This is a genomic window from Fulvivirga sediminis, assembly GCF_016757215.1.
In the GTDB taxonomy this organism is placed as follows: domain Bacteria; phylum Bacteroidota; class Bacteroidia; order Cytophagales; family Cyclobacteriaceae; genus Fulvivirga; species Fulvivirga sediminis.
Window position 1 is genome coordinate 589574 of the sequence record NZ_JAESIY010000002.1, and the last position, 16918, is coordinate 606491.

Genomic DNA, 16918 nt, shown 5'->3' on the forward strand with positions numbered 1-16918 from the left:
CTAATCTTCTGTCTTTTGAATAGTAGTGTAAAGAAGTTTACGTGCATTTGCTCTACGTAATTCCAACTCAACATCAGAAACTAAACCTCTTTTAGCCTCTTCATCTACTTTCATAGCGATAGTTAACTGATCCCTTTCGTTCTCATCTAACTCATCCTTTTGCTCATTCACCCATTGGATAATATCCTTTGGATCAGCAAAAGCATCATTAATTTGAATTTTTGGTTCAGTACCAAATTCGCCAGCTTTTTTCGGCTCTCCGATGTAAATATAGCTTACCAAAGATTTTCTCTGAAGCTTTCTCAACTGAGTCGCTTCAGGAATTCTCTGCTTCACATTTACAGTAACCTCCCTCATTACGGTAGTAACCATAAAGAAGAATAAGAGCATGAAGATAATATCAGGCAAAGCAGAAGTAGGAATTTCCTGTTTGGTTTTCGCTTTTTTCTTAAATTTTGACATTAATTACCTCCTTAGTTTGACGTTTTTGAAGGCTCAGCTATCGAAATGTTCATTGGAAATTCCAATTGACCATTTTTCAAACCTCTACCTTTATCATATAATCTCTTATTCTCAGGATCGGAAAGATCATTAGATATCTCTCTCCACTGCTCATTAGTTACACCAACTCTTTCAGCATACATATCGTAATACGCAGCCTGAACTTGGTCTAACACACTAATAAACATCTGCTGACTAGTTCCTCTATCCGTTTTAAAGGATACGATGGCATCTTTCGGGCTATCAGAGCTTTTAGGATCTCGTCCGTTGTTAAGAACGAATTCCTTAATCATTTCTCTAATTTTAGTTACATCTTCCAAAGGCTCACCTTCCACCAATAATTTATCAGAGGAGTTCACCAAAATCTTAAAAAGATTTCTTTCCGGAATCTTAATATCCACATCCACAATATCATCTGGATTTGGTGGAAGTTGGAGACTAAGACCTCTGTCATTGGCTATAGTAGTGGTGACCAGGAAGAAGATCAATAGTAAGAAGGCGATATCAGCCATCGAACTTGAATTGATTTGCGGCTCTTCTCTTTGTCTCTTAGCCATTACTTAAGTGCTTTATTAATTTCTGTAACTACAATACCTACACACGCAATACCAAATAGCGCATACATGAGTAGCAATACTCCGCCTACCAATTTAGAAATTGATTCGTTTACACCAAATTCTATATATCGGTTAGTTACTTCGCTTCCTGCAACAGACCATGTAATAAGGAATAACACTGCTATTCCTACTACGCCTATCGCACTTTTTAATAGTGATTTAGGATTGCTGAATGAGTTGATCAAAGGCAGTACTATAGCAGCGATACCTGCTATTGCAACCATTGCCATTGCCACCCAAAGTGCAATATCTACAAAAGTTTCCATAAAATTTCTTTAGTTAAGTACCTAAAATTAATTCTTTAAATTAAGCTCTACCTGTAAGCTTATGCTTTACTAGTAAGTCAACCAAAGTGATAGAAGCATCTTCCATTTGGTTCACCAAAGAATCAATTTTAGAAACTAAGTAGTTATAGAATACTTGAAGGATAATACCAACAAATAGACCAGCTACTGTAGTTAATAACGCTACTTTAATACCTTGAGCAACAATTTGAGGAGAGATATCACCAGCAGCCTGGATAGAGTCGAATGCACCAATCATACCAATTACAGTACCTGTAAATCCAAGCATCGGAGCCAAGGCGATGAAAAGAGAGATCCAAACTAGACCTTTTTCTAATCGTCCCATTTCTACAGAACCATAAGCGATAATTGATTTTTCAACCATTTCGATACCTTCTGACATTCTCATTAACCCTTGAGTAAAGATAGATGCCACAGGACCTCTTGTATTTCTGGTTACTTCTTTAGCAGCCTCAACACCACCTGAAGCTAAAGCATCTTCTACGTTAGCTAAAAGCTTGTCAGTGTTAGTAGTAGCCATGTTTAGCGTAATGATTCGCTCGATAGCGATCGCTAAACCTAAAATCAAACAAATTAATACTGGCGTCATCCACTCAACACCACCTTGTATGAATTGATCTTTTATTACTTGGTGGAAAGACTGGTCTTCGGTAGCTTCCTCTACTTCTTCTGCCACAGGCTCTACTTCTTCTACAGTTTCTTCTTCAACCGTAGTTTCAGCAGCAGCAGAGTCAACTGTAGTTGACGATGTGTCCATGTCTGTAGACTCTTCTTGAGCCATAGCATGATTACCAAGAGTAAGAACCCCCACTAGCGCCAGTAATGTAAATAGTTTTTTCATAATTCAAGTTTTAAATATTTCTCAGTTTGCAGAGATTGTTTAACGATTACAATTTATAGTTTAAAGTTAGATAAAAGTTTCAAAGAATATAGCAGAGAGGAAGGGATTCGAACCCCCGGTACCCTTTTGGGGCACACTCACTTTCCAGGCGAGCACCTTCAACCACTCGGTCACCTCTCTAGTTTGCAGAGCCTTTTGCTCCACAGAAGCACAAATAAATCAATAAAAATCACTTTATGCAAGAATACAATAAATTTAATAATCTTTAATACTGGGTTAATTCCCCACTTATTGGGTCCATTAATCTTTTTCTTATATTCTCCATGTCTTGCTCCTCTCCCAATATTAACATCATCTTTGTAATAGCTGCCTCCATTGTTAAATCAGCCCCTTCAATAACACCAATCTTCTGTAATTGTTGGCTAGTATCATATCTTCCTTGCACTACTCTGCCTCCTGGGCACTGAGATACATTCAAAATGACTATATCCCTGCTAATAGCTTCCTCTAATAATTCAATAAACCAACTTGAAGTAGGGGCATTACCTGAGCCAAACGTCTCCATAACAATCCCTCTCAATCCAGGTATTTCAATAATAGCCTTTACAGCTTCTGCGTTTATACCTGGGTATAACTTCAGTATAACTACTCTATGATCAAACTTATTGTGTAATATTACTTCTTTTTCACTATGAAAAGGCATGATTACAGCTTCATTGTAGTTAATTTCTACGCCCGCCTCTGCCAATAAAGGATAATTTTCTGATTCAAACGCATCAAAATGAAGGCTTTCAACCTTTTTTGACCTATTAGCACGTAATAATACATAGTCAAAATAAATGGCTACTTCCGAAATGATCGGCTTCCCATCTTTTTTAGATGAGGCTATTTCTAATGCAGTAATGAGATTTTCTCTCGCATCTGACCTTAATGAAGATATAGGAAGCTGTGCGCCGGTAAACACCACAGGCTTGTTCAGATTTTCCAACATAAAACTCAAGGCCGATGCCGTAAAGGACATGGTATCAGTACCATGAAGTACCACGAAACCATCGAATTCATTATAAAAGTCGTAAATAATCTGACCTATAAGCTGCCAGTCAGAAGGGTTTATGTTAGATGAATCAATGGGATTCTCGAATGATATAACAGTAAGATTTAGCTCCAAATGCCTCAACGATGGGACATGATCTAAAATAGAGCTAAAATCAAAAGGCACTAAGGCTCCGTTTTTATCATGAACCATTCCTAAAGTACCACCTGTATATATTATTAATATAGAAGATTCTGGCTGCTTAATAGCCGAAGTGATGATCTCTACTTTTGAGTATGCTTTCATATACCAAATAATTTTTTAGCATTTGCTGTAGTTACCTCAGCTACTTTTTCTATATCGCAAACCATTAGGTCAGCCACTCTTTGCGCTATTAGAGGGATAAAAGAGGGCTCATTCCTTTCACCTCTGTGTGGCACAGGTGCCAGATAAGGACAGTCGGTTTCTAATAATAAATTATCCAGACTCATATCTGGCAGGGTTTTGTCCATCCCTCCATTTTTAAAAGTGGCTACACCACCTATCCCGAGGTAAAAACCCAAATCAGTTATTCTTTTTGCCTGTTCCAAAGAACCTGCAAAACAATGAAACACGCCTGTCAACCTTTCATCTTTCAACTCCTCCACCAGCTTTATTGTCTCGTCAATAGACTCTCGGCAATGTATAACTATAGGAGTCTCATATTTCTTAGCCCACTCTACTTGTATCTTAAAGGCTTCTTGTTGCTGTTCCCAATAGGCTTTATCCCAGTACAAATCTGTGCCTATCTCTCCCACTGCACAAAACTTCCTTTTCCCCAGCCACTCCTCTATAATATAAAGTTCCTTTTCAAACTTATGATCTACTGAACAAGGGTGAAGTCCCATCATTGCAAAGCAATTTTCAGGGTACTTATTTTCCATTTCCAGCATAGCATCTATAGAAGTATGATCTATATTAGGCATGTATATCTTATTTACTTTCTCTTCAAATGCTCTTTCCATTACATCAGCAAAGTCATTTTTAAACTTATCTGAGTAGATATGCGCATGACTGTCAACAAATTCAGACATATTCTATTTCTATAATTTTAAAGGTTTTAAAAAGTCACATTTTCCAAAGTTAATATTTCCGGCCTTTCCACACTGTTTTTATAGGCAACAAATAGAAAATTGACGAAGCCATAGAAAGCAGTAAAGAATAGGCTTCATATTTTATGAATTTTAAATTAATCGGCTTTTTATGAAGAGTAATTTGTGCTTTCCTGATAAAATAAGACTGAAGGAATATTTTTAAGAGAGCCAAAATTATTCCGTATAGCGGTACCAAGCATAGCAATAATACAATAGCCGGGTAATAAATAGCCTGTAATGCCAATAAGCTTACTATTGGAAATGGCAATTGCACCGCTCCTTTCATCCAACGCTTTCGCTGGTTTAAAATCTGATGAATATTTGCAGCAGGTAAAGAAAGCCCAAAGACATCGTTTCTATATAATTGAACTACATCATATTTTTTCTTTCTCACCTGTTTGAATAACTCAAAATCTTCGGTAATACTAAAAGGTATGTTTTCATAGCCCCCTACTGACATATATGCTTCTTTAGAAATAGCCATATTATTTCCCATACAAGTTACCGGCTGACCTAAATCTGTGATCACTTTGACCATACCAAGAGCAAAAAGCCAGTCTGTATCCTGATAAAAAGAATTTTCAATGCCTGTTACTCCCGTAACTATAGCTACTTTGTTATTTTTAAATCCCTGCAGCATTCCTTTTATCCAACCGTGGGGAACGGCCACGTCTGCATCCGTAATAAATAGAAAGTCACCACTAGCCAGGTTAGCCAAGTGAGCTAACACATTAGCCTTTCCTCTAGCATGCCCCAGGTTTCCCTGAATATCTACTACTGAAATATGCTCATATTTATTAGCATAAGATTGCGCTATTTCTAAAGTACTATCTGTAGAATGATCGTTTCCTATGAAAATTTCGAGTTGAGTAGTTGGGTATTCCAATTCTAATAATGCATTGATACATCGTTCTAATGTAGCTTGCTCATTTCTGGCGGCCACCAATACTGAAACTTTAGGGCATTCTTTAGATACATATTTTGCAAGACTGTTCCCTTCCGGCTTCCATAAAATAATCAAAAGTAAATCAACACATAAAACGGCTCCTGTGACAAAAAGCAGGGAGATAATGGTAAGAATCATAAAGCCTTAAAAAGATACCCTTCTTTTGAAAAGTGCTCCAAGTACCTTGGAAGAGCATATTTCATGTTGTTTTCTGCCTTAATGTTATCATGAAAAAGGACAATGGACCCCTTTCTAGTAGATCGAATACTGTTTTTGAGACAATCTTCAGGCGCTATATTTTTACTAAAATCACCTGTGAGCACATCCCACATGATTATATTATATACACTCTTTAACTTAGAAATCTGTTTTCGGGCTATTCTTCCATAGGGTGGCCTTAAGAGGTGAGAATCAACATTCATAGTTTTTAGTTGCTCCTGGCACTTTTGTACGTTCTCTATGTACACCTCAGAATCATTTTCCCAGCCATTAAGATGGTTATAGGTGTGGTTCCCTAGCGTATGGCCAGCCTCTAAAGTCTTCTGGGCTATTTCAGGATGCTTTCTGATATTATCTCCTACACAAAAAAAAGTGGCTTTAGCGTTAAACTGATCTAAGGTATCAATGACGAACTCCGTTAAGATAGGAATGGGACCATCATCAAATGTTAAATAAAGTACCTTTTCTTTTGAAGGGACGGACCAAGTTAGTTGCGGGTAGATCCACTTAAGAGCCAAAGGTGTTTTATGCAAAAACATATTTTTCAGGGTTCTATTCTACAAGATAGCATAGTAATATCATCACGATAACCATTCTTTCCTTTGAAGTTATCTAAGTCTATAATAATATCCTGATGAATTCTCTTCAAATCTCTATCACCATGCTTCTGAAAGTACTCCATCAATCGCTGCATACCAAACTCCTCTCCTGCTTCGCTCTCCGTTTCTGTTACACCATCGGTATAGCAAAACAAAAGAAACTCATCCAAATCAGTTATAAAACCTTCATTAAGAAAAGGTAATGGATGAATAGCTCCGAGCACGGTAGATCCATCTTCTAACAGCTGGATATTTCCCTTCTTATCCACCAACATAGGCGGGTTGTGCCCAGAATTAACATAGATAAGAGTCTTTAAGGTATGATCATAAATAGCAGCAAAAAAAGTGATAAACTTCTCCCCTTTTGCATTCTCCAGTACATGATAGTTTAGTTCATTAACAATTTCTCTCAAATTGCCTGTCTGCCTAATGAGAGTATGTAAAGATGCCTGAAAGTTAGACATCATTAATGCTGCTGGTATGCCCTTTCCTGATACATCAGCAATGCATATAAGAAATTGATTCTTGTTAATAGGAATATAATCGTAATAATCTCCCCCCACTCTATCATGAGGCAAGTAACTTGCTTCTACCTTAAGTCGGATGCCATAGGGCAGTTTTTCAGGAAAAAGAAACTGCTGTACATCACTTGCGATTTCAAGCTCTTTTCTCAAGGCCTCTTGCTCTAATTGATGACGGGCCAGTTTTTTATTTTCAATGGCCACTATAATGATGTTACTGAGAGCCTGGATAAAACGCATGCTGCTTCTATTCATCTCCTCATCATCCTCTTCTATATCACCCACAAAAACCAGTGCCAGAATAGATGATTTATGAGACACGGGCACTATGTATTCGAACTCGCTAAATATATCATCTCTTCCTCTAACGATGGCACTCACCGCATTTAGCTCTAAAAACTCTTCAGGCAATGGCGTATCAAAGCATTCCTTAGAGGTGCCATAGCTTACTTTGCACCCCCATTCCTCATCCAACACGTAGAGCGCTAATCTTCTAATATTGAGATTAGCTCTTAATGTGAAATCATAGATTTTATATAATGACCTCTCCGGAAGGTTATTATTAATGGCCTGGGTGATTTCCAACAGGGCATTAAGCTCCAGCTCTTTTAGGTTATATTTATTTTGTAAAGATAATGTCTCCATATAGTTATATGCCTTCGCCCACCATTCACAAGATAGTAAATTCGGGATTAAAAGAGAATTGAGGTCAGTGCCTTCTATCCTTCCAGATGTAAGTGCCAAAGTTAGCAGCTATTCCGAAAAATAGTGCATACACAGGATAAGATAATTCCAAAACAATGAAATGGAATACATTGAAAGACTTTTTAAAAAAAAACATTACCCTCCCAATAAATAATCCTTCCAGAAAAACCTTCAACAACAAAGGAAATAGCAGCCAACTGTACCCTTCAAAATTGATTATCACCAATGCTACACCTATCAATACTGCCAGGTTAGCTGCAGCCACAAATAGGGCTGTGAGAATGGTAGAAAACCGAGTATATTTTTTCCATTTACTTGCCCATCTTTTTCTTTGATGATAAAACTCTCTCCAACCTCTTAATGGCAACGTCTTTACTATGGCATCTTGGTCTTTATTAAAAGAAACGCCACCTTCATAGAAATTATATATTTTATGCATTAAAAACTCGTCGTCTCCACTGGCCAACTGCTCATTTCCTTCATATCCTCCTACTTGATAAAAGGCTTCTTTTTTGAAACTAAAATTAGCGCCGTTGCACATATTAGGTTTTTTCAATTGTAAGCTTGCTGCACCGGTGCCTATAAGGCTGGCAAATTCTATGGTCTGCAATTTTTCAAAAAAAGTACTTTCATTATAAAACGTAACGGGACCAAACACAAGTACATCTCCAGTAATAACATATTGCTGAGCATAACTCTGCAACCAACCCGGCTCGAAACTGCAATCGGCATCGGTAGTGATAATGTAATCATATGAAGAGTTACTAATTCCCAACCTAATAGCAGCCTTTTTACCATGTTCTTCCTGTAAATTATATTGACTTACATTCAAAGCGCTACTCTTTGCGAAATCAGCAACGACAGAAACTGAACTATCTGTAGAATGATCATTGATAAAAATGATTTCAAAATGATCCTTATTATAATTAAGATTCTTAAATGAATGTAAAAGTCCTTGTAAGCGTTTCGCTTCATTTCTGAAAGGAATGATAACGCTAAACTTAACTACCGACTGCTTTTTATAGTCTTGCTTGATTTTTATACTATTCCAAGCCAAAAGAATAATCAGCAATAAACAATTATACAATATTATAACCCCGGCTATTGCTAACATATTATGGACGCTTGGCTTTAAAAATAAGTGGAGTGGCAAGCAGAGTGGGCAGTAAAATATTAAGCATCCAGATTCCGATACTGGCACTAAAAACCATGGTTAAATCCACCTGATATTTTTCAAAAAAATACATAGCAGAAAACTCTCGAACACCCAAGTCACTCAAAAAATTAAATGTAGGGATTACAGACTTTGCCAGAAAAATCCAGGTAACACCGGCAAACTGTATTTTGGTGCTAAGTTGAGGTATAAATAGGTTTATCAAAATCAAAAACTGTGAACAAAACACGGCATAACGTAGTATAGAAACACCCATCACTAATAACAGGAGGCCTCTTGAATAATATTTTATTGCTCCAAAAAACTGATTAAACAAACTGTATTTAGACACATATTTAAATATATGGGTTCTGAAAAGTAGAATAAAACCAATTATTATAACCAATAAAACAGCCAAATAAAGTTGTCCTTGAAACCAAATATAATGTACTCCGATGATTCCAAAAAGTAGCGTAGGTACCATTTGGCAAACCCTCCCAATGAGGATACTTCCGATATACTGCATCCTATTTTCAGTATTCAGAGTGATTATTCTTCCGAAATAATCTCCAATACCATGTGGTGTAATAAAGCTTAGACTGAGCCCCAAGAGCACTCCTTTAAAGGCATTTACAAATTTTACATTTTGATACGCTCCTACCAGCAACTTCCACTTTACAGCCTCTAATGCCCAGTTTAGTGGCATAAGCAATATGAGTAATATCATAGTAAAAGGAGCATTCTTAAAACTCAAAGCCAAATAACTCAGTGCTCTCTTCAACTCAAGCTGATTATCCTTTAGCTTAAAAAAAATAAATGTGACTATACCTATTATTACTACTAGCTTAGCTCCAAACCAAGCTATATCCTTAGCCGAAGCTTTTTTAACCCACGCCATATACCTAAATTGCACCAGTGAGCAAATTAGAGAAAAAAAAAGAAAGCGAAAGAATAATTTTAGGTCTAGATCCTGGCACTAATGTGATGGGCTACGGTTTAATCACCGTAAAAGGGCAAGCCATAGAACTTTTACAGTTTGGTGTGATACACCTGAGTAAGTATGCTGGCCATGAGCTTAAATTAAAAAAAATATATGAAAGAGTAAGCAGTTTAATAGAAGACTATACTCCCGATGAAGTTGCTCTGGAAGCCCCTTTTTATGGCAAAAACGTACAATCGATGCTTAAACTAGGACGAGCTCAAGGCGTGGCCATGGCTGCTGCCCTTGCCAGAGAAATTCCTATTACCGAGTATGCTCCTAAAAAAGTAAAACAATCTGTAACCAGTAATGGCAATGCCTCAAAAGAACAAGTGGCCAATATGCTCATGACTTTACTTAACTTTAAAGAAATGCCTAAGCTCTTAGATGCTACCGATGCACTAGCCGTAGCTGTTTGCCATCACTTTCAAAATGGCAATCAAACCCAAAAGGCCAAAAGCTGGAAAGCCTTCATTAATGACAATCCGGGTAGGGTGAAGTAATGAAATATTCTAACTATAATCAAAGACTATCATACATAGCTATAAGCTCCTTCTTAGTTATATCCCAATTCCATCTGGCAAAAACAGCTTCTATCGCATTCTTGCCTAATGAAAATCTTAATTCAGGATCATTGTATAATCTTTTAATCTTATCTGCCATATCATCGGCATTATTGGCTTCATGTATCAAACCACAATTTTCTGATAAGATAACATTCTCCTGCGCAGGACAATCTGATACCAATAATGCTTTTTCCATAGCCATATACTGAAATATTTTATTGGCAAAAGTAGTATCATGATGAAGGTTTCTCTTTAGCGGTGAAATACAAACATCTGCCACATCTATGTATGAAGGAAATAGAGACACATCTTGCCATCCTTCAAAACTAACATAACCATGTAAAGACATGCTATTAACCATTTCTTTTAGCACTTGATCTTCCGTATTCCTGCCAACCAGAATCAAATGAATCTCAGGTATATTATCCTTTAAAATATTAATTGCCTCTATAGCCGTGTCTGTTCCTCTTCTTAAACCAGTATCCCCTGTGTAGACAATATTAAAACGCCCTTTAAATCTTTTAGTAATACCTGAATCAATCGGATATTTCTTAAAAATATCCAGATGAATAGTATTGGGCAATACTACAAACTTTTGCTTATCCGTAACCTTATAGGTTAGGGCTTCTTCTTTTGCTTCTTTAGTTACTAAGACTACCCTATTAGCTCTCTCAATAAACTCTTCCTGCTTATGCTGCCATTTCCGAACATCAATTAAATATTTACCAGGAAAGGTTTTTAGGTGAGAATATTCTTGCATTATCACAGGTCTATTTTCATGAAGATCAAGTACTACCGGTAAATTGAATTTTTCATTCACTTTAAAAACAGCTTCTGCCAGTACCATATCATGAATGTGAATTACTTCTGGTTTTACAGTTTCAATAAAATGTGATATCTTCCTTTGTACAAGCATACGAAAAAAAGGAAAAGTATAAGCTAAAGCAGACAGCTTGTATATAAGCTTACCTGCATCGTACCTTCTAACTTGGATTCCATTTATTATATCTTCTTTTTTTCTTTTATCATAGTTGAAAGAAAATAAATACACATCGTGTCCTTGATCTATCAAACTAACTGCCTCATTCTCCACCCTTGAATCTGGGGGAAAAGCAGTATCTAAAAACATCCCAATCGTCATAAAAATGCTCCTTGCTTTTTAGCGTTCTCCCTATTCCTTTTCAAAGTACTCAAACTAAACAATACCTTAAAAGAAGCTACTATTTCACCAAAGACATGAGCCAATCTACCTTTTATGGTGAAGTAAACCACCTCTCTAGAAAACTTATCAATACACACCCACAAACATGACAAATAAGATTTATTAATATTTAAAAGGTGCTTCATAAAGGATACATATTCTCTGTTCTTCCAAACTAAATACCCAAAATGATCCTCCTTTTGATCCCTATCATGATTAATCAACGCTCCTGCTTGCACATACAATTTGTAACCATGATAATGAATTCTACCTGCATACTCATTATCCTCTCCATAATGTGGGAATAATGGATTAAAACCACCTACCTGTCGAATGCACTCAGATTTAATTAACCAAGCTGCAGCGTTTACGAATGCCACCTCAGCAGTTGTATTGGTAGACTCCTTTTCAAGCGAAGAAATATCACCTTCTAACAAATATTTAGACACATGCTGCTTGAACTTATAGTCAATTGCCGTACCTGATCCATCCATCTGAACTGGACTAACAATGCCTGCCTTTTGATTTCTTCGAAAGCAATCCAACAACTTGCCTATGCAGTCTTTTCTTACCCAAGCATCTTGGTTTAATAAGAATATGAAATCAGCTTTTTCAGATAACGCATACTTTATTCCTAAATTATTAGCTTTCCCAAAGCCTAAATTAACTTTGCTTTGTATTAGTTTAACATCTGGAAAATATTGCTTTATTAGCTCAACGCTTCCATCAGTAGAATCATTATCCACAACTATAATTGAAACCGGATACTCACTAACTTGTAAGCTAGTAAGACATTTTTCAAGCCATCGCTTGCCATTATAGCAAACTACAATAGCATATAAAGATAAAAGACTATTCATTATTTACTAGTAAAGATAAATTTAACCTGAGATTACTGGCATACTACAAACTTATTATAATTTTGCATTTTACAGAATTCATTCTCCCTTGGGCATAGTTAGCAAAAGTAGTCTTAATTTTTCAATCATTTTATTCATAGGTATTGGTTTAGGTTACATCAATACTATACTTATATTTCCAAATATTTTAACGGAAGAAGAGTTAGGCCTTACTAGAATTTTAATGTCAGCATCATCCGTTGTCGCACAATTTGCACAACTAGGAACAGGCAATATTCTGGTAAGATTCCACCCTCATATAAAAAATGAAAAGGATAACATTAGCCTATCTATTGGACTATTAATAAGTATAGTTGGTTTAATAATCGCCACGGTATGCCTTTTTATTTTTAAAGATTATTTAATCGCCTCTTACTCAGAAAAATCAAAGCTCTTTACCCAATATTTTTATTTGGTAATACCCTTTTTCTCTTCTCTCATTTTCTTTAATCTGTTTGATGCTTATTTAAGAGTAATTTTCAAAAATGAAATACCAGCTTTTCTCAATTTTATTTTATTAAGGCTTGTATGGCTAATTCTCGTGCTACTCTATTATTTCAATATATTCGACCTGAGCACCTTTCTTTACTTTTATGTAGGAGGACAAACACTGATGGCTTTACTGGCTTTAGTGTACCTAATTTATCTTAAAGAACTACGAATATCATTTCGTTTTGGCAGCTCTAATATAAAAATGCTAAAAGAAATGTATGGGTTCGGCGTATTCACCATTATAAGCGGGTTGTCTGTGTATCTTATTAATAGAATTGATATATTAATGGTAGGAAAGTATATAGGCCTAGAAGAAGTAGCTATATATTCCATTGCTTTTTATATCAGTACAGTAATTACAGTACCCGCTCAATCTATTTCCCGAACATCTAATGTATTGGCTGCAAAAGCTGCAAAAGATAATGATTTCAAGGTCTTAGATGATCTATATAAAAAAACTGCGCTCTATCAATTACTCCTGTGCTCGTTAATATTCTGTTTGATCATAGTTAATTATGACAGCATTATAATATTTCTGCCAGAAGTCTATCATGATAGCTTTATGGTATTTATCCTTTTAGGATCTTCAAAAATGATTGAGGTCAGCTTTGGTATAAATGGAGCTATTATATTGAATAGCAAATATTATAAGGTAGACACTCTTTTATCAATAATCCTTTTAATAGTAACGTTCTTATCTAACATGTATTTCATCCCGAAGTACGGCATAGAGGGTGCCGCCTTTGCCACAATGAGCTCAATTGTAGTTTTTCATCTTTTGAGATATTTCTTCATATTAATCAAATTCAAAATGCACCCTTTTAGTATAAATTATTTCGGCATTCTGCTTCTGGTTTCAATATCCACCTTCATCACCCTTCAAATACCCAATAGCTCTTTATTTTGGGTAGATATTATTATAAAATCAGGAAGCTTTTCTATTATATGCATTCCTCTTATTTGGGGGTTAAAATTGTCCCCTTCTTTTAATCAAACCCTTTTAACCCTTTTCAATAAATTAAAGATTTTACTTATCAAAAAATAACCCCACCCCTCTAATTACCTCGGCTACTTCATCATTGGTTAATTCTGGAAATACAGGCAAGCTGAGTTCTTGTGAAGCTAGATTACCAGATACCGGATATTGGTCTATAGACAATTTTAAATGGGAGTACGCAGCTAGTTCTGGTAAGGCTTTGGGGTAATGTATTGCCGTTTGAATTTTATAATGGCTTAAGTGAGCTTTTAGGGCCTCTCTATTTTCTACTCTTATGCCATAAATATGATATATGTGATCATCTGATGGTTGTGGGCATATGATGCCGTCCATTTCTGAGAATTGGGAGGTGTACTGAGCTGCTATCACTTTTCTCCTATTATTCCACTGATCCAGATATTTCAATTTAATCAATAGTGCAGCGGCCTGTATCGGATCAAGTCGGCTATTCTTTCCTTCTATTATATGATTGTCTCTTTCTTTCTGCCCATGGTTAGCCATTAGTCTTAACTTTGTCGCCAATGCTTCATCATTAGTGGTAACAGCACCTCCGTCTCCATAAGCTCCTAAGTTTTTGGTAGGATAAAAACTAAAAGCAGCAGCATGGCCTATAGCACCTACCCTTTTATGGTTATATTTAGCTCCTGCAGCCTGGGCACAATCTTCTATCACTTTTAAATTATACCTATCTGCTAAGGCCATAATAGCTTCCATTCTACATGGTCTTCCGTAGAGATGTACCACTATTATAGCCTTGGTCTTTTCTGTAATCTGACTTTCAATACTAACAGGATCAATCGTATATTCATCAGACAGAATATCTGCAAAAACCACTTTAGCTCCTACTAGCGATACCACTTCGGCATCTGTTATCCATGTAAAAGCCGGAACAATCACCTCATCTCCAGGGCCTATACCGTAAGCTCGAAGCAGTAGCTCTAAACCATCAGTACAATTACCACAGGAAATGCATTGTTTTACGCCAATATACTCAGCAAATTTCTGCTCAAACTCAGCCACCACCGCTCCTCCTATGTACCACCCCCCTGCTAATACCTCCTTTATAGCATTATCAACCTCTGTCTTAACCTCCAGGTATTGTCGCTGTAAGTCTATGAAAGGAACACTCATAACTCATTAAGTAAATCAGCCAATTTCTGGGTAAGATTTCTTCGCGAAAAGCGTGAAACATCAGGTGTAGACTTGCTAATGGTACTGGTATAGTCCTCATGCATCTGTACCAAGGCATCTTTTAATTTCTGCACCTCATCAGGTCCGCAGACTACTCCTGCACCTATTTCTTTAATAATTTCTGCCGAATCACCTTCTGTAGAACCTAATGCTAAAATAGGACGCTCCGAAGCCAGGTATTCAAACAGCTTACCTGGTATATGTCCTGGAGCATTTTTACTATATGATGAAAGCAGCAACAAGACAGCAGACCTCCTATATATTTTAATAACCTCTGCGTGAGGCATATAAGGCCTTAATGTAATCAAATGCCTTAGAACATCATCTTCCTCTATTTCGGACTGCAAGGTTTTATTAACATTACCTATAAATTCGAGCTTATACGATTTACCTTCATTATGCAATTCTTTAATTGCCTTTAGCACAGGGCGAGGATCCCTTAGCTCATCTACTACTCCCACATGACGAATAATAAACTCATCTGGTTGCAAATGGGAATGCTGCTCAAACTCCTCATGATCAAAGCCATTGGTAATTACTTCTACATGTCTTCCTGCAATATCAGCCAACTCACCGGCAAAGTTCTTACTTACAGACATCACCTTATCAGCTGTATCCAGCACTTTCCTTTCCAGTTTCTCATGCCTCTTTCTGGCCCACCATGAAAGATGAAATGTATCTAAAAGCTCCCATTTGGACCATGGGTCACGAAAATCTGCTATCCATTGAATATTATACTTTTGTTTGAGCTTAAGGCCTATCAAGTGCATACTGTGAGGCGGCCCTGTGGTTATGACCTTGTCTATTCCATTCGATTGTAAAATTTCAGCAATCACTTTCTCAGAAGGTTTCAGCCAAAATTTTCTAGGGTCAGGAATAAAGAAGTTGCCACGCACCCAAAGCATTAATTTAGTTAAAGGGCTTGCTTTCCCTTTTCTCACCACATCACTCTGCTGATTATGTCCTTTTTTCTTAAACTTATCGATTAAATAATAAGGTTCCCAAATAGGAAACTTCATTACCTCCACATGATCAGACACATCATTTTCAAGGCTAGAGTCTTTCACCTCAAAATGAGGATTTTCAGGGGTGTACACAAATGGCTCCCAACCAAACTCAGGTAAATATTTGGTGAACTTCAACCATCTTTGCACACCTCCTCCGCCACTGGGTGGCCAGTAGTATGTTATAATTAATACTTTAGACATGCGACAAATATAGTATTGTAACTACACACTATTAGTACATAACCTTCATTAAATAGGGTCAAATGCAGCATATATATGCCAGCATTTTTTTCTTCTTGCGAAAGCAACCTTTGAAATAAATAAATTGTCTTAAACATATAACCTTAATCTACCCTCCGTAATGAAGAAAAAAGTCATCACTGTTATTATAGGCCTACTAGTAGCTTTTATTATAATTTACGGAGCCTCTGCCGGATACTTATTTGCCTAATTGCTGATCCGAATCTTGTAACTGAGCAAAACTGCCTTTATGTAAAATCACCTCTCTTTCATCCTTCCTTAAGGGTAAATCCTTTACATATTTTTGAGGTGTAGGCCGCTGCAGTGACATAAAAAACAGAAGAAACACATAACTCAAGATAAAAATAGGCAGAGCAGTAAGGTAAAGTCCTAATACCAAAATCACAGACGTAATACCTAAAATGATGTAGAACTTCATAGTTACATCAAAATATGAAGACAGCTTCTCTGGAAGTGTATCGCCTTTAATATTTCTTGATGATTTTTTGAATTTTCTATACCCGAAAATAAATATCACTGCCGTTACTAATGGAAAAAGAATCTGTATAACATCGTTTACAGTATCTCCTTGTAGCACTGCGCCTCTTCCATTGTTCTTTATTTCAAGAAAAAGGAAAGCAAAAGCGGTAAGCGGTAGTGCTAACACTACATGAAAAATAAAACCGGTTTTATTATGAAAATGCTCTGGGCTTTTAAAAGTCATAGATCAAAATTTTGCCCTAAAACTAGCAAATTACTTCCATCGAAAGCAA

Annotated in this window: 18 protein-coding genes and 1 tRNA gene; 2 read left to right on the forward strand and 17 right to left on the reverse strand. The window is 36.5% G+C overall.

Features of this window, described 5'->3' with window-relative positions; all coding sequences use genetic code 11:
* The 12 genes from JL102_RS05760 to JL102_RS05815 form a co-directional block, all read right to left on the reverse strand.
* On the reverse strand, positions 1-462 hold the full coding sequence (locus JL102_RS05760; RefSeq protein WP_202243287.1) for an ExbD/TolR family protein: 462 nt from the start codon (positions 460-462) through the stop codon (positions 1-3).
* An 11-nt stretch (positions 463-473) separates the two neighbouring features.
* On the reverse strand, positions 474-1058 hold the full coding sequence (locus tag JL102_RS05765; RefSeq protein ID WP_202243288.1) for an ExbD/TolR family protein: 585 nt from the start codon (positions 1056-1058) through the stop codon (positions 474-476).
* The gene (locus JL102_RS05770) at positions 1058-1384 is read right to left on the reverse strand and encodes a hypothetical protein (RefSeq protein ID WP_202243289.1); all 327 of its coding nucleotides are present in this window, start codon (positions 1382-1384) and stop codon (positions 1058-1060) included. The genes JL102_RS05765 and JL102_RS05770 overlap by 1 nt, the downstream gene beginning before the upstream one ends.
* A 40-nt stretch (positions 1385-1424) precedes the next feature.
* The gene (locus JL102_RS05775; protein WP_394369232.1) at positions 1425-2204 is read right to left on the reverse strand and encodes a MotA/TolQ/ExbB proton channel family protein; all 780 of its coding nucleotides are present in this window, start codon (positions 2202-2204) and stop codon (positions 1425-1427) included.
* A 152-nt stretch (positions 2205-2356) separates the two neighbouring features.
* A tRNA-Ser gene (locus tag JL102_RS05780) sits at positions 2357-2444 on the reverse strand.
* Between the two features lie 85 nt (positions 2445-2529).
* On the reverse strand, positions 2530-3603 hold the full coding sequence (locus JL102_RS05785) for an asparaginase (protein WP_202243291.1): 1074 nt from the start codon (positions 3601-3603) through the stop codon (positions 2530-2532).
* Positions 3600-4370, reverse strand: coding sequence for a TatD family hydrolase (locus JL102_RS05790; RefSeq protein ID WP_202243292.1), 771 nt, complete (start codon positions 4368-4370; stop codon positions 3600-3602). Before JL102_RS05790 ends, JL102_RS05785 begins: the two co-directional genes overlap by 4 nt.
* A 49-nt stretch (positions 4371-4419) precedes the next feature.
* Positions 4420-5514 (reverse strand): glycosyltransferase, encoded by a 1095-nt coding sequence (locus JL102_RS05795; RefSeq protein ID WP_202243293.1) that lies wholly within the window; start codon positions 5512-5514, stop codon positions 4420-4422.
* Positions 5511-6134: a polysaccharide deacetylase family protein gene (locus JL102_RS05800; protein ID WP_202243294.1), complete on the reverse strand. Its 624-nt coding sequence runs from the start codon at positions 6132-6134 to the stop codon at positions 5511-5513. Before JL102_RS05800 ends, JL102_RS05795 begins: the two co-directional genes overlap by 4 nt.
* 5 nt (positions 6135-6139) lie before the next feature.
* Complete coding sequence (locus JL102_RS05805) at positions 6140-7459, reverse strand: PP2C family protein-serine/threonine phosphatase (RefSeq protein ID WP_237390411.1); 1320 nt, start codon at positions 7457-7459, stop codon at positions 6140-6142.
* Complete coding sequence (locus tag JL102_RS05810) at positions 7425-8534, reverse strand: glycosyltransferase (protein WP_202243295.1); 1110 nt, start codon at positions 8532-8534, stop codon at positions 7425-7427. The genes JL102_RS05805 and JL102_RS05810 overlap by 35 nt, the downstream gene beginning before the upstream one ends.
* A gap of 1 nt (position 8535) precedes the next feature.
* A complete protein-coding gene (locus JL102_RS05815) occupies positions 8536-9471 on the reverse strand; it encodes a hypothetical protein (protein WP_202243296.1) in 936 nt (311 codons plus the stop codon).
* A gap of 17 nt (positions 9472-9488) precedes the next feature.
* On the opposite strand from JL102_RS05815, the gene ruvC reads away from it, so the two are divergent.
* Entirely contained in the window at positions 9489-10055 is a 567-nt protein-coding gene (ruvC, locus tag JL102_RS05820) for a crossover junction endodeoxyribonuclease RuvC (RefSeq protein WP_202243297.1), read from the forward strand.
* A gap of 19 nt (positions 10056-10074) precedes the next feature.
* Here the strand turns inward: ruvC and JL102_RS05825 are convergent, their stop codons facing one another.
* Both JL102_RS05825 and JL102_RS05830 read right to left on the reverse strand, forming a co-directional pair.
* The gene (locus JL102_RS05825) at positions 10075-11259 is read right to left on the reverse strand and encodes a glycosyltransferase family 4 protein (RefSeq protein WP_202243298.1); all 1185 of its coding nucleotides are present in this window, start codon (positions 11257-11259) and stop codon (positions 10075-10077) included.
* Positions 11256-12179: a glycosyltransferase family 2 protein gene (locus tag JL102_RS05830; RefSeq protein WP_202243299.1), complete on the reverse strand. Its 924-nt coding sequence runs from the start codon at positions 12177-12179 to the stop codon at positions 11256-11258. The genes JL102_RS05825 and JL102_RS05830 overlap by 4 nt, the downstream gene beginning before the upstream one ends.
* A gap of 88 nt (positions 12180-12267) precedes the next feature.
* Between JL102_RS05830 and JL102_RS05835 the strand changes: the two genes are divergently transcribed.
* Positions 12268-13755, forward strand: a complete 1488-nt coding sequence (locus tag JL102_RS05835; protein WP_237390412.1) for a lipopolysaccharide biosynthesis protein — start codon at positions 12268-12270, stop codon at positions 13753-13755.
* On the opposite strand, the gene JL102_RS05840 is transcribed toward JL102_RS05835, so the two are convergent.
* The 3 genes from JL102_RS05840 to JL102_RS05850 all read right to left on the reverse strand — a co-directional run bounded on the left by JL102_RS05840 (position 13738) and on the right by JL102_RS05850 (position 16869).
* Entirely contained in the window at positions 13738-14838 is a 1101-nt protein-coding gene (locus tag JL102_RS05840; protein WP_202243301.1) for a DegT/DnrJ/EryC1/StrS family aminotransferase, read from the reverse strand. The two genes, JL102_RS05835 and JL102_RS05840, sit on opposite strands and share 18 nt — an antisense overlap.
* On the reverse strand, positions 14835-16106 hold the full coding sequence (locus JL102_RS05845) for a glycosyltransferase family 4 protein (protein WP_237390414.1): 1272 nt from the start codon (positions 16104-16106) through the stop codon (positions 14835-14837). Before JL102_RS05845 ends, JL102_RS05840 begins: the two co-directional genes overlap by 4 nt.
* A gap of 238 nt (positions 16107-16344) precedes the next feature.
* Positions 16345-16869, reverse strand: a complete 525-nt coding sequence (locus JL102_RS05850; protein ID WP_202243302.1) for a hypothetical protein — start codon at positions 16867-16869, stop codon at positions 16345-16347.
* Positions 16870-16918: the final 49 nt, after the last annotated feature.

Bases quoted from the DNA above. Each gene is read 5' to 3' on its own strand.
- JL102_RS05795 (WP_202243293.1), bottom strand. From the start codon at position 5,514: ATGATTCTTACCATTATCTCCCTGCTTTTTGTCACAGGAGCCGTTTTA.
- JL102_RS05770 (WP_202243289.1), bottom strand. From the start codon at position 1,384: ATGGAAACTTTTGTAGATATTGCACTTTGGGTGGCAATGGCAATGGTT.
- JL102_RS05760 (WP_202243287.1), bottom strand. From the start codon at position 462: ATGTCAAAATTTAAGAAAAAAGCGAAAACCAAACAGGAAATTCCTACT.
- JL102_RS05785 (WP_202243291.1), bottom strand. From the start codon at position 3,603: ATGAAAGCATACTCAAAAGTAGAGATCATCACTTCGGCTATTAAGCAG.
- JL102_RS05825 (WP_202243298.1), bottom strand. From the start codon at position 11,259: ATGACGATTGGGATGTTTTTAGATACTGCTTTTCCCCCAGATTCAAGG.
- JL102_RS05800 (WP_202243294.1), bottom strand. From the start codon at position 6,134: ATGTTTTTGCATAAAACACCTTTGGCTCTTAAGTGGATCTACCCGCAA.
- JL102_RS05775 (WP_394369232.1), bottom strand. From the start codon at position 2,204: ATGGCTCAAGAAGAGTCTACAGACATGGACACATCGTCAACTACAGTT.
- JL102_RS05850 (WP_202243302.1), bottom strand. From the start codon at position 16,869: ATGACTTTTAAAAGCCCAGAGCATTTTCATAATAAAACCGGTTTTATT.
- JL102_RS05845 (WP_237390414.1), bottom strand. From the start codon at position 16,106: ATGTCTAAAGTATTAATTATAACATACTACTGGCCACCCAGTGGCGGA.
- JL102_RS05815 (WP_202243296.1), bottom strand. From the start codon at position 9,471: ATGGCGTGGGTTAAAAAAGCTTCGGCTAAGGATATAGCTTGGTTTGGA.
- JL102_RS05810 (WP_202243295.1), bottom strand. From the start codon at position 8,534: ATGTTAGCAATAGCCGGGGTTATAATATTGTATAATTGTTTATTGCTG.
- JL102_RS05790 (WP_202243292.1), bottom strand. From the start codon at position 4,370: ATGTCTGAATTTGTTGACAGTCATGCGCATATCTACTCAGATAAGTTT.
- JL102_RS05840 (WP_202243301.1), bottom strand. From the start codon at position 14,838: ATGAGTGTTCCTTTCATAGACTTACAGCGACAATACCTGGAGGTTAAG.
- JL102_RS05765 (WP_202243288.1), bottom strand. From the start codon at position 1,058: ATGGCTAAGAGACAAAGAGAAGAGCCGCAAATCAATTCAAGTTCGATG.
- JL102_RS05830 (WP_202243299.1), bottom strand. From the start codon at position 12,179: ATGAATAGTCTTTTATCTTTATATGCTATTGTAGTTTGCTATAATGGC.